Source organism: Cupriavidus mimosae (genome assembly GCF_023952485.1).
Lineage (GTDB): Bacteria > Pseudomonadota > Gammaproteobacteria > Burkholderiales > Burkholderiaceae > Cupriavidus > Cupriavidus taiwanensis_C.
Window position 1 is genome coordinate 37733 of the sequence record NZ_JALHRY010000018.1, and the last position, 12624, is coordinate 50356.

The 12624-nt window shown below is 69.3% G+C and carries 11 protein-coding genes; 6 read left to right on the top strand and 5 right to left on the bottom strand.

Annotation, left to right across the window (positions count from 1 at the left end; translation table 11 throughout):
• Positions 1-11 precede the first annotated feature (11 nt).
• Positions 12-983 (top strand): magnesium and cobalt transport protein CorA, encoded by a 972-nt coding sequence (locus tag MKD50_RS25850; RefSeq protein WP_115702946.1) that lies wholly within the window; start codon positions 12-14, stop codon positions 981-983.
• Positions 984-1127: 144 nt separating this feature from the next.
• Positions 1128-1832, top strand: coding sequence for a tetratricopeptide repeat protein (locus tag MKD50_RS25855; protein WP_115702948.1), 705 nt, complete (start codon positions 1128-1130; stop codon positions 1830-1832).
• Between the two features lie 69 nt (positions 1833-1901).
• Here the strand turns inward: MKD50_RS25855 and gatB are convergent, their stop codons facing one another.
• The 5 genes from gatB to gatC all read right to left on the bottom strand — a co-directional run bounded on the left by gatB (position 1902) and on the right by gatC (position 6928).
• Positions 1902-3359, bottom strand: a complete 1458-nt coding sequence (gene gatB, locus MKD50_RS25860; RefSeq protein WP_115702949.1) for an Asp-tRNA(Asn)/Glu-tRNA(Gln) amidotransferase subunit GatB — start codon at positions 3357-3359, stop codon at positions 1902-1904.
• 89 nt (positions 3360-3448) lie between these two features.
• On the bottom strand, positions 3449-4558 hold the full coding sequence (locus MKD50_RS25865) for a dienelactone hydrolase family protein (RefSeq protein ID WP_252669294.1): 1110 nt from the start codon (positions 4556-4558) through the stop codon (positions 3449-3451).
• Between the two features lie 26 nt (positions 4559-4584).
• Positions 4585-5043 carry a hypothetical protein gene (locus MKD50_RS25870; RefSeq protein WP_115702951.1) on the bottom strand — a complete coding sequence of 153 codons (459 nt, stop codon included), beginning with the start codon at positions 5041-5043 and terminating at the stop codon, positions 4585-4587.
• Between the two features lie 2 nt (positions 5044-5045).
• Entirely contained in the window at positions 5046-6551 is a 1506-nt protein-coding gene (gatA, locus tag MKD50_RS25875) for an Asp-tRNA(Asn)/Glu-tRNA(Gln) amidotransferase subunit GatA (protein ID WP_252669296.1), read from the bottom strand.
• A gap of 77 nt (positions 6552-6628) precedes the next feature.
• Complete coding sequence (gene gatC / locus MKD50_RS25880; RefSeq protein ID WP_018006687.1) at positions 6629-6928, bottom strand: Asp-tRNA(Asn)/Glu-tRNA(Gln) amidotransferase subunit GatC; 300 nt, start codon at positions 6926-6928, stop codon at positions 6629-6631.
• A gap of 604 nt (positions 6929-7532) precedes the next feature.
• Here gatC and MKD50_RS25885 point away from each other — a divergent pair.
• The 4 genes from MKD50_RS25885 (at position 7533) to mrdA (ending at position 12614) form a co-directional block, all read left to right on the top strand.
• Positions 7533-8576, top strand: a complete 1044-nt coding sequence (locus tag MKD50_RS25885; protein WP_008648066.1) for a rod shape-determining protein — start codon at positions 7533-7535, stop codon at positions 8574-8576.
• 196 nt (positions 8577-8772) lie between these two features.
• On the top strand, positions 8773-9738 hold the full coding sequence (mreC, locus tag MKD50_RS25890) for a rod shape-determining protein MreC (RefSeq protein WP_240073374.1): 966 nt from the start codon (positions 8773-8775) through the stop codon (positions 9736-9738).
• The gene (gene mreD, locus MKD50_RS25895; protein WP_115702957.1) at positions 9735-10247 is read left to right on the top strand and encodes a rod shape-determining protein MreD; all 513 of its coding nucleotides are present in this window, start codon (positions 9735-9737) and stop codon (positions 10245-10247) included. Before mreC ends, mreD begins: the two co-directional genes overlap by 4 nt.
• Before the next feature lie 60 nt (positions 10248-10307).
• The gene (gene mrdA, locus MKD50_RS25900; protein ID WP_115702959.1) at positions 10308-12614 is read left to right on the top strand and encodes a penicillin-binding protein 2; all 2307 of its coding nucleotides are present in this window, start codon (positions 10308-10310) and stop codon (positions 12612-12614) included.
• The last annotated feature ends 10 nt before the right edge of the window (positions 12615-12624 follow it).

A 12624-nucleotide genomic window follows, 5' to 3' on the forward strand; every position in this document is an offset into this window, starting at 1 on the left:
GCGGAGTTTCCATGGGCGCCATCGTCAATTGCGTGGCTTACCGGAAGGGCAAGCGGCTCGGCACGGTAGGCATGGAAGAAATCCCGACGGTGCTGGCGGTGCCCGGCACCTTCGTCTGGCTGGGCCTGCACGAGCCCGAACTGGCGCTGCTGCGGCAGGCGCAGCAGGCCTTCGGCCTGCACGACCTCGCGGTCGAAGACGCGACCAACGCGCACCAGCGGCCCAAGCTCGAGGCCTACGGCGATTCCGTGTTCGTGGTGCTCAACACCGCGCAACTGGTGCAGGACGAAGTCGTGGTCGGCGAGACCCATCTGTTCGTCGGGCCCAACTACGTGGTCTCGGTCCGCCATGGCGCCAGCAGCACCTATGCGCCGGTGCGCGAGCGCTGCGAGCACGACCCGCACGGCCTGGCCAACGGCCCCGGCTATGTGCTGTACGCGCTGATGGACTTCGTCGTCGACCACTACCTGCCCATCGTCACGCGCCTGGAGGACACCTTCGAGGCGCTGGAGCAAGGCATCTTCCGCGACGAATTCGACCGCGCCGCGATCGAGCGCCTGTACCAGATCAAGCGCCAGGTGCTGCGCCTGCGCAATGCGGTCAGCCCGGTCGAAGACATGTGCGGCCAGTTGATCCGGCTGCACGAAGAACTGGTGCCGAAGGAGTTGCGCGCCTATTTCCGCGATATCGAGGACCACGCCAGCCGGCTGGTGCGCACGCTCGACGTGGTGCGCGAAATGCTGACCACGGCGGTGCAGGTCAACCTGGCGCTGGTGACCGTCGGCCAGAACGAAGTGGTCAAGCGGCTGGCCGGCTGGGGCGCGATCCTGGCGATCCCGACGGTGGTGTTCAGCCTCTACGGCATGAACTTCGATTTCATGCCTGAGCTCAAAGTCCACTACGCGTACCCGGCCGTGATCGGCGTGACCGCGGTGGCCTGCGGCGCGCTGTGGCGGCGGCTGCACCGCGCGGGCTGGATCTGAGCCAGCGTCCAGCTTATTAGTGAGACGAATGATCCTTGCTTAATTCTAAGCTAGTTGATTATACGTGTGGATAATGTAGTCGCTACCGGGCACCTCGGCGGACTCCTACACTGAAGCAAAGAAGGCCTCGCGCCGGAGTCCGCCATGTCGAAAGCCCGTTTCCCGCATGCCGCCGTGCTGGCCGGCGCGTTTTGCGCGTGGCTGGTGTTGTTGCCAGCCGCCGCCGCGGCGCCGCAGCCGCCCGCGCCGGCGCAGGCGCAGACCCGCGACGCTGTCGCGGCCTACGAGTCAGGCCGCTTCGACCAGGCTCTGCAGGGTTTCTCCGCCGCCGCGCGCCAGGGCAACCGCCTCGCGCAATTCAACTACGCGATGATGCTGCTGCGCGGCGAGGGCACCGCCGCGCAGCCGCAAGAAGCGCTGGTGTGGCTGCGCAAGGCAGCCGACAACGGCATGACCCATGCGCAATACACCTGGGGCGACCTGTACGAGCGCGGCGAGCTGGTGCCGAAATCGCTGGAAGAGGCGAACCGCTGGTATGAGCGCGCGGCGCAGGGCGGCCACGTGCAGGCGCAGATGGAACTGGCGACGAACTACTTCACCGGCCGCGGCGTGCCGCGCGACTACGCGCAGGCGTTTGCGTGGTACCAGCGCGCGGCAAGCGCGGGGGATGGCGGTGCGCAGTACATCGTCGGCAGCTTCTACGAGCGCGGCGAGCCGGGCGTGGTCGACAAGGATATCGAGCAGGCGAAGATCTGGTACGCGCGCTCCGCGGCGCGCGGGGATCCGGGGTCGCTGGCGAAGCTGAGGTCGCTGCTGGAGGAGACGGTAAGGGGGAGGGCGGGGATGTAGGAGAAACGGAGCCCCTCTCCCGCAAGCGGGAGAGGGGAGCAAACAAGCGGGATAGACAGGACTGGAGCCTTACCCCAGCTTCTTCCTCAGCAGTTCATTAACCTGCGCCGGATTGGCCTTGCCCCTGGTCGCCTTCATCGCCTGGCCGACCAGAGCGTTGAACGCCTTTTCCTTGCCCGAGCGGAATTCTTCGACCGACTTGGCATTGGCGGCCAGCACGTCGTCGATGATCTTTTCCAGCTCGCCGCTGTCGGACATCTGCTTCAGCCCCTTGGCCGCGATGATGGCATCGGCGTCGCCGCCGTGCTCGCCTGCCCACATGGCCGGGAACACGTCCTTCTTGGCGGTGTTGTTCGACACCGTGCCGTCGGCGATGCGCGCAAGCAGCCTGGCCAGTTGCGCCGGCGTGACCGGGGCCGCGTCGATGGCGATGCCTTCGCGGTTGAGTTGCGAGGCCACGTCGCCCATCAGCCAGTTGGCGGCGGGCTTGGCGCTGGCGGTGCCCGCGCCGGCGACCACGGCTTCGAAGTAGGCGGCATAGGCCTTGGTCGCTGTCAGCATGGTGGCGTCATAGGCCGACAGGCCGTATTGCGCAACGAAGCGCGCCTGCATCGCCGCCGGCAGCTCCGGCAGTTCGCCGCGCACGCGCTCGATCCAGCCGGCGTCGATTTCCAGCGGCATCAGGTCCGGATCGGGGAAGTAGCGGTAGTCATGCGCATCTTCCTTGGTGCGCATGGCGCGGGTTTCGCCGGTGTCGGGGTCGAACAGCACGGTGGCCTGCTGGATCTTGCGGCCGTCCTCGATCTCGGCGATCTGCCACTGCACCTCGTATTCGATCGCCTGCTGCAGGAAGCGGAACGAGTTCAGGTTCTTGATCTCGCGGCGCGTGCCGAATTCCTTCTGGCCGAGCGGGCGCACCGACACGTTGGCGTCGCAGCGGAAGCTGCCTTCCTGCATGTTGCCGTCGCAGATGCCCAGCCACACCACCAGCGAATGCAGCGCCTTGGCGTAGGCCACCGCTTCGGCGGCGCTGCGCATGTCGGGCTCGGTGACGATTTCCAGCAGCGGCGTGCCGGCGCGGTTCAGGTCGATGCCGGTCATGCCGGCAAAGTCCTCGTGCAGCGACTTGCCCGCGTCTTCTTCCAGGTGCGCGCGCGTCAGGTTGACGGTCTTCTCGTAGGACTCGCCCTGCTTGCCCTCGACCTGGATGGTGATGGTGCCGCCCTGCACCACCGGGATCTCATACTGGCTGATCTGGTAGCCCTTGGGCAGGTCGGGGTAGAAGTAGTTCTTGCGTGCAAAGACGCTGCGCGGCGCGATGGTGGCGCCGATCGCCAGGCCGAACTGGATCGCGCGCTCGACCGCGCCCTGGTTCAGCACCGGCAGCACGCCCGGCAGCGCCAGGTCAACCGGCGATGCCTGCGTGTTGGCCTCGGCGCCGAAGGCGGTGGAGGTGCCGGAAAAAATCTTGGAGGCCGTCGACAGCTGCGCGTGCGTTTCGAGGCCGATCACCACTTCCCATTGCATGGCGGTATTCCTGTTCGGTTCTTTCGGTGTTGTCTGTTGCGAGGGAGCGGCAGCGCCGCCCCGGTGTTCTCTCTGATCTTGCGTGGCGGTCAGGGGTCGGGACTGGCCAGCCAGGAGTCGAGCTGGGCCAGCGCGGCCACGCGCGCCACCGCGTCGCCGCCGACGGTAACGCCCTGGCTCTTGCGCATGGCGGCGGCGGGCACGTCGGTGCGCCGATGCAGCTCGCTGGTGCCGTCGAAGCCGTGATAGGCGCCCGGGTAGATCTCCAGCCGGAAGCGCGCCCCCGGCTGGCGCGCCTGCACCGCGCTCTGCAGCATCGCGCAGCGGGTCGCCGGGGTCCAGTCGTCGGCGCCGCCGATCATCAGCAGCAGCGGCGCGCGCAGGCGGAAGCTGTGCTGCTGCACCGCGCGCTTGCAGCCCGGATAGAACGCCACCGCGCGCTCGACCGGCGGCGTGCCGGCCGGCCACGGGCGGCTGGCGTCGACGGTGGCCAGCACCGCCTGCGCGCCGTTCGACCAGCCCAGCAGCACGATGCGCGCGGCATCGACCGCGGGCTGCTGCGCCACCCAGCGCAGCGCGGCGAGCGCGTCGGCGCGGCGGGTGCGGTCGTCGATGGCGCGGTTGTCGATGGGCTCGGCGCAGATGCCGTGCGGCTTGCCGCGCGCGCTGAAGCTGTCGGGCATCAGCACCGCGTAGCCGCGTTCGGTGAGCCAGTGCGCGTATTCGCGGTAGCGTTGCTGCAGCAGCGCGGCAACCGCGGCGCTGTCAGCGCCCGCTGCCGCTGCGCTGCCCTCGCGCGCGGCGCGCTGCGCCAGCAGGCCGCCGCAGCCGTGCAGCGCCACCACCACCGGCAGCGCGCGCGGCGTGGTGCCTTCGCGCGGCAGGAACCAGTAGGCGGTCAGCGCCGGCGTGGCGGCATCGCCGCGCAGCTGGACCCGCTGCGCGGGCACGGGCGCGACGGCTGCCCTGGCTGCGGCCGATGAGGCCGGCGCGGCCCGGCTCACCGCGTTGGGCGCCAGCACCCCCGCCGGCGTCAGCGGTGCCGGCGTGTCCAGCGCGGGCGCCGGCAGGTCCGGCGTATGCGCCGCCGCGCCGGCCAGCCACGCGCAAAACCCCAGGGCCACCGCGGCGCGCAGCCACGCGCCCGTGGGACGGGCGGCGCGCGGCGCGGGTTGCGGGGCGAGGTGGGCGTGGAACATGGGCGGCTGCCAGGGCTTCAGTGGCTTCAGCGCGTGCGGGCGCAAGCGCCGGTGCCCGGCTCGAACATCACCGGCCAGGCCTCTTCATAGATGCCGGGGGTGCAGCGCTGCTGGCAGTTGGCGTGCGCCAGCGTGACGCGGCGCGGGTCCTGCCAGACCATCAGCTTGCAGCCGCTGCCGTCGTTGGCGCGCAGCTCGATATGCGGCTTCTTCTGGACCTGGCGGAACTCGGCCAGGTTGAAGCTGCACGAGCCGCGCTTGCCGACCCACAGCTTCCACGACAACTGCTGCACGCTGTTGTCCGCAATGCGCAGCTGCGCGTCTTCCCGAAAGCCGTCTTCCTCGGTGCGGCGGCAGTCGCCGGCCAGATCGATGTCGCGGCTGGCGATCGGCGTGGGCTTGCCGATGATGGGCAGCTGGATGCAGCCGGCCACCAGTGCGGCAAGCGCGGCGGCGGCAAGCAGGCGGAGCAGGGAGCGCGTCATGGTCAGGCCTTGGCGGGGCGGCGCAGGTGCCAGTCGGTCGCCTGCTGGAACGCATGCGCGGCCTGCAGCAGGCGCGCTTCGTCGAAGTAATTGCCGATCAGCTGCAGGCCCACGGGCATGTTGCCCGCGCCGAAGCCGCACGGCACGCTCATGCCGGGCAGGCCGGCCAGGCTGGTCGACAGCGTGAAGATGTCGGCCAGGTACATCTGCACCGGGTCCGAGGTCTTCTCGCCCAGCTTCCATGCCACCGTCGGCGCCACCGGGCCCATGATCACGTCGCACTGGGCGAAGGCGCGCTGGAAGTCGTCGGCGATGATGCGGCGGATCTTTTGCGCCTGCAGGTAGTAGGCGTCGTAGTAGCCGTGCGACAGCACGTAGGTGCCGACCATGATGCGGCGCTTGACCTCGGCGCCGAAGCCTTCGGCGCGGCTCTTCTTGTACATGTCGAGCAGGTCGCGGTACTCGGCGGCGCGGTGGCCGTAGCGCACCCCGTCGAAGCGCGACAGGTTGGACGAGGCTTCCGCCGGCGCGATCACGTAGTACACGGGGATCGACAGCTCGGTCTTGGGCAGCGACACCTCGACCAGCGTGGCGCCGAGCTTTTCATACTCGGCCAGCGCGGCACGCACGGCCTGCTCGACGTCGGCCGACAGGCCCTTGCCGAAGTACTCCTTCGGCAGGCCGATGCGCAGGCCGGCCAGCGGGCGCTCGGCGCTGGCGCCGGCGCGCGGCTGGCCCAGCAGGAGGGTGTAGTCCTCGTCCACGCCGCCCTGCGCGGGCGGGATGCTGGTCGAGTCCTTCGGGTCGAAGCCGGCCATGGCGTTGAGCAGCAGCGCGCAGTCCTCGGCGCTGTGGGCCATCGGGCCGCCCTGGTCCAGCGACGAGGCAAAGGCGATCATGCCGTAGCGCGACACGCGGCCGTAGGTCGGCTTGATGCCGGTGATGCCCGAGAACGACGCCGGCTGGCGGATCGAGCCGCCGGTGTCGGTGCCAGTGGCGGCCGGTGCCAGGCCAGCGGCGACCGCGGCGGCCGAGCCGCCCGACGAGCCGCCGGGCACGCGGCTGGCGTCCCACGGGTTGCGCACCGGGCCGAAATGCGAGTTCTCGTTGGACGAGCCCATCGCGAATTCGTCCATGTTGGTCTTGCCCAGCGTGACCATGCCGGCGGCGGCCATGCGCTCGACCACGGTGGCGTCGAACGGGCTTTCATAGTTGCCCAGCATCTTCGAGCCGGCGGTGGCGCGCCAGCCGCGCGTGACGAACACATCCTTGTGCGCGACCGGCACGCCGGTCAGCGGCGCGGCTTCGCCGCGCGCGCGGCGTGCGTCGGCGGCGCGGGCCTGGGCCAGCGTCAGCTCGGCATCGACGTGGATAAAGGCGTTGAGCGCGGCGGCCTGCTCGATGCGGGCCAGGTATTCGCGCGCGAGTTCCTCGGCGGAGACGGTGCGCGCGGCCAGGGCGTCGGCAAGCTGGCGCAGGGAAGTCACGGAATCAGCGGAAAAGGGCATGACAGTCGGTTGGCATCAGGGGTGTTGTACTGGCGGGCGGACCGTGGCGCCTGGCGGCGGCACGGGTCGGGCAACGGTCATTCGATGACCTTGGGCACCAGGTACAGGCCGTTTTCGGTGGCCGGCGCGGGGCGCTGGTAGTCGGCGCGGCGGTCGGCTTCGGTGACCACGTCCTCGCGCAGGCGCTGGACCATGTCGCGCACCGCCGACAGCGGATGCGCCAGCGGCTCGATGCCGGTGGTGTCGACCGCCTGCATCTGCTCGACCAGCGAGAAAAAGTTGTTCAGCTGCGCAAGCGTCTGGGCGGCCTCGTCATCGCTGGTTTCGATGCGGGCGAGGTGGGCAATGCGCTTGACGTCGGATAGGTCGAGGGCCATGGCGTGGTGGGTCGATGCTCGGATACTGGGATACGAAGGGCGGCGCGGGCTGCGCCGGCGGCTGGCTCACGGGGCCGTTGCGTCGCATGGCCCGGAGCCTGACCGCAGGCGCCGGTGGGCACGCCGCAGTCGCCAGAATTGCAGGTATTTTCAGGCTGTAAACGCCCGAAGCAGCCTGAATTATAAGGTATCATTGCGAGTTACCGACCTTTGGCAACGCCTACGCCACATGGCCTGCGGCCGGCGCTTGCGCGCCCGGTGTCCGAAGGCGCCCGAAGGGCAAACCTGGGTCCTCTGATTAGGCCTTGCCGCCGGTCCCGCATGTCGCGCTACGCGCCGACATGATGCGCCGGCGCCTGCACATTTCCGCGAACTTTTCGGCGGGGTCTAATCAAAGGTTCCCGTAGGACCGGCGCGCGCGGTGCGCCGGCGGTGCCGATCCCATTCCCATCCGGCCGGATAGCCTCCGGGCCGGACGGCGGGCGGAGCGGGAAGCCGAGAACCATTCCGTATTCAACGCAACACAATACCCTTTCGTGGCCGGGCCGCTCGCGGCGCCGGCCGCTTCGCCTACCCGCGAACACCATCACAGACAGGATTCCTGATGTTCGGATTTCTCCGCAGCTACTTCTCCAACGACCTGGCGATCGACCTCGGCACCGCCAACACGCTGATCTACATGCGCGACAAGGGCATCGTGCTGGACGAGCCCTCGGTCGTTGCGATCCGCCAGGAGGGCGGCCCCAACGCCAAGAAGACCATTACGGCGGTGGGCAAGGAAGCCAAGCAGATGCTGGGCAAGGTGCCGGGCAATATCGAGGCGATCCGCCCGATGAAGGACGGCGTGATCGCCGACTTCACCGTGACCGAGCAGATGCTCAAGCAATTCATCAAGATGGTGCATGACAGCAAGCTGCTGCGCCCGAGCCCGCGCATCATCATCTGCGTGCCGTGCGGCTCGACCCAGGTCGAGCGCCGCGCCATCCGTGAATCGGCGCTGGGCGCCGGCGCCAGCCAGGTGTACCTGATCGAGGAGCCGATGTCGGCCGCGATCGGCGCCGGCCTGCCGGTGTCGGAGCCGTCGGGCTCGATGGTGGTCGATATCGGCGGCGGCACCACCGAGGTGGGCATCATCTCGCTGGGCGGCATGGTCTACAAGGGCTCGGTGCGCGTCGGCGGCGACAAGTTCGACGAGGCCATCGTCAACTACATCCGCCGCAACTACGGCATGCTGATCGGCGAGCAGACCGCCGAGGCCATCAAGAAGGAAATCGGCTCGGCCTTCCCGGGCTCCGAGGTCCGCGAGATGGAAGTCAAGGGCCGCAACCTGTCCGAAGGCATTCCGCGCGCGTTCACGGTTTCGTCCAACGAAATCCTGGAAGCGCTGACCGATCCGCTCAACCAGATCGTGTCGGCGGTGAAGATCGCGCTGGAACAGACCCCGCCCGAACTGGGCGCCGACATCGCCGAACGCGGCATGATGCTGACCGGCGGCGGCGCGCTGCTGCGCGACCTGGACCGCCTGCTGGCGGAAGAAACCGGCCTGCCGGTGCTGGTGGCCGAAGACCCGCTGACCTGTGTGGTGCGCGGCTCCGGCATGGCGCTGGAACGCATGGACAAGCTCGGCAGCATCTTCTCCTACGAGTAAGAAGGACGCTCACGTGGCGATGCGCGGCCTGCCGGATCGACCGATCATGGCGGCGTCGCGGCGCCTCATCCGCCGGGGCCGGGCCCTGGCAGCTCCCGCCGCCCGACCGTGCCGCGCCTGTCCCCGCCAGGGGGCGGGGCGCGCCGCGGCGGGCGGCGGGGCGTTTCCGCGTGGCCTCCGGCCTTTGTTCGGGTAAATGGATTACTCCCCTCCGCCGCTCTTCAAGCAAGGCACCTCGGCCGTCGCCAGGCTGGTCCTGTACGTGGGCATCGCGCTGGCGCTGCTGGTGGTCGACGCCCGTTTCGACGCGCTGCGCGTGGGCCGGCAGGTGGCCGCCACCGTGCTGATGCCGGTCGAGCGCCTGGTGCTGGCGCCGCGCGACGCGCTGCGCACCATGTTCGACTATGCCCAGTCGTCGGCGACGCTCGCCACCGAGAACCGCGAGCTGCGTCAGAGCGCCGTGCAGCAGGCCCAGGCCTCGGTGCGCCAGGCGCAGCTCGAGGCCGAGAACCACCAGCTGCGCAAGCTGCTCGGGCTGGCGCAGCAGTCGGCCACGCCGGTGACGGCGGCCGAGATTCTGTATGACGCGCGCGACCCGTACAGCCAGCGCATCGTCATCGACAAGGGCAGCCAGCACGGCCTGCGCGCCGGCTACCCGGTGATCGACGAGCGCGGCGTGGTCGGGCAGGTCACGCGGGTGTCGCCGTTCCAGTCCGAGGTGACGCTGCTGACCGACAAGGACCAGGCGATTCCGGTGCAGGTGGTGCGCAACGGCCTGCGCAGCGTGGCCTTCGGCGGCGCGCGCGCGGGCCACCTGGACCTGCGCTTCATGGCCGCCGCCGCGGACCTGCAGCAGGGCGACCTGCTGGTGACCTCGGGCCTGGACGGCACCTATCCGCCGGGCCTGCCGGTGGCGAAGATCGTGCAGATCGAGCGCAAGGCCGATACCGCGTTCTCGCGCGTCTATTGCGAGCCGGTGGCCGGCGTGCGCGCGCACCGCCAGCTGCTGGTGGTGCGCTACGACGCCAACATCCCGGCGCGCGAAGCGGTCGAGGCCCGGCCGGAGGCGCCGGTCAAGGGCGCCAAGTCCGCCGCGGCGCGCGCCGCCGCAGACAGCGCCGCGGCCGGCAAGGCCGCGCCCGCCAAGGAGGCACCACGGTGACCAATCCCCAATACCTGCTACGGCCGGTCAACCCGGCCTTTATCGCCTTCAGCTTCGTGCTGGCGTTCCTGTTCAACCTGATGCCGTGGGGCACCACGCTGTGGATCCCGGACATGGTGGCGCTGGTGCTGGTCTTCTGGAACATCCACCAGCCGCGCAAGGTGGGCATGGGCGTGGCGTTCCTGCTCGGCCTGCTGATGGACGTGCACGATGCCCGCCTGCTGGGCGAACATGCGCTGGCGTACACGCTGCTGGCCTACTTCGCCATTACCATCCACCGCCGCGTGCTGTGGTTCACGGTCTATACCCAGGCGCTGCACGTGCTGCCGCTGCTGTTCATCGCGCATGCTGTGCCGGTGCTGATCCGGCTGGCGATGGGCGCGCCGCTGCCGGGCTGGCAACTGCTGCTGGCGCCGGCGATCGAGGCGCTGCTGTGGCCGCTGGCCACCAGCCTGCTGCTGGCGCCGCAGCGCCGCTCGACCGATGTCGACGAGACCCGGCCGATCTGACGCCGCCGCCGCCATCGCCCGCCACCGTCCACCCCCGATTTCTCCAGGCCACGCAGTACCATGACCGAAATCCGCAACGTCGAACTGGAAATCGGCCGCTTCCGCATCCGCGTGGCGGCCGCGGCGCTGTTTACGGTGATCTGCTTCGGCCTGCTGTTCTCGCGCTTCCTGTGGCTGCAGTGGTACAAGCATGACCAGTACTCGGCCAAGGCCGAGGACAACCGCATCTCGGTGGCGCCGATCGAGCCCAACCGCGGCATCATCATGGACCGCAACGGCATCGTGCTGGCGCGCAACTATTCGGCGTATACGCTGGAGATCACCCCGTCCAAGCTGACCGATACGCTCGACAACACCATCGAGAGCCTGTCCGGCCTGGTCGAGATCCAGCCGCGCGACCGGCGCCGCTTCAAGCGGCTGATGGAGGAATCGCGCAGCTTCGAAAGCCTGCCGATCCGCAGCCAGCTGACCGACGCGGAGGTGGCGCGCTTCTCCGCGCAGCGCTTCCGCTTTCCCGGCGTGGACGTGCGCGCGCGGCTGTTCCGCCAGTACCCGCTGGGCGAGTCGGCCTCGCACGTGGTTGGCTACCTGGGCCGGATCTCGCAGCGCGACCAGGAGCGCATCGAGGCCATGGACGAGGCCAACGATGCCGACGGCGCCAAGTACGATCCGCGCAAGGATGCCGACAACTACAAGGGCACCAACTACATCGGCAAGATCGGCCTGGAGCAGAGCTACGAGAGCGAGCTGCACGGGCTGACCGGCTTCGAGGAAGTGGAAGTCAGCGCCGGCGGGCGTCCGATCCGCACGCTGTCGACCTCGCCCGCCACGCCCGGCAACAACCTGATCCTGTCGCTCGACATCCGCCTGCAGCAGCTGGCCGAGGCGCTCTATGGCAACCGCCGCGGCGCGCTGGTGGCGATCGAGCCGTCCACCGGCGACATCCTGGCCTTCGTCTCCAAGCCGACCTTCGACCCCAACCTGTTTGTCGAAGGTATCGACACCAACACCTGGAACGAACTCAACGGCTCGCCCGACAAGCCGCTGCTCAACCGCCCGCTGCGTGGCACGTATCCGCCGGGCTCGACCTACAAGCCCTTCATGGCGCTGGCGGCGCTGACCACCGGCAAGCGCACTGCAAACTGGGGCATGTCGGATCCGGGCTTCTTCACGCTGGGCAACCATACCTTCCGCGACGACAAGCCGGGCGGCCATGGCTGGGTCGACATGCACAGCTCGATCGTGCATTCGTGCGACACCTATTACTACGCGCTGGCGCGCGACATGGGCGTCAACGGCATCCATGACTTCATGAAGCCGTTGGGATTCGGCCAGATCACCGGCATCGACATCGAGGGCGAAAGCCGCGGCATCCTGCCGTCGACCGACTGGAAGCGCCGCGCCTACCGCAAGCCCGAGCAGCAGAAGTGGTACGAGGGCGAGACCATCTCGCTGGGCATCGGCCAGGGCTACAACAGCTTCACCATCCTGCAGCTGGCGCAGGCCACCTCGGTGATCGTCAACGACGGCAAGGTGATGAAGCCGCACCTGGTCAAGGCGGTCGAAGACGCGGTCACGCGCAAGCGCACGCTCACCGTGCCCAAGGAAAGCTACACCATCCCGTTCAAGCAGGCAGACATCAACGTGATCAAGCGGGCCATGGTGGCGGTGACGCACTCGGGCACGGCCGCGCGCGTGTTTGCCGGCGCCGCCTACGAGTCCGCCGGCAAGACTGGCACGGCACAGACCTACAGCCTGTCCAAGGGCGAGAAGTACAACCACCACGCGCTGGCCGAGCACAAGCGCGACCACTCGCTGTACACGGCCTTCGCGCCGGCCGACAACCCCAAGATCGCGATCGCGCTGATCGTCGAGAACGCCGGCTTCGGCGCCGCGGTGGCCGCGCCGATCGCGCGCAAGGTGATGGACTACTACCTGACCGGCAAGTGGCCCGCCGAGCTCGAGGCGATCGCGCCACCCGCCGGGGAGCGCGTGGCCGGCCGCGCGCCGGTGGATACCCCGAGCGTGTTCACCACCGGCCAGACCGCCAGCATTGCCAGCGCCACGGTGATGTCCAGCGGCGGCGCACCGGCCAGCGGCGCAGACGCCAGCGCGGTGGCGGCGGCCTCGGCCGCGCAGGTGCCGACGCCGGAGGCGATCGCCGCGATGCTGGACCCGGACGCCATCGCCCCGGCCTCGGCGGTGCAGACGCTGGACCAGCGCATGCTGCAGGCGCTGGGCCACAGCAAGCCGCAGACCCCCGCGCCGGCCTCGGCTGCGGCCGTGCCGGCCAAGGCGCCCGCACCCAAACCACGCGTCAGGCCCGTGGCTGCCAAGGCAGCCAGCGGGGCCGACGCCACTCGCTGAAGGAGACGCG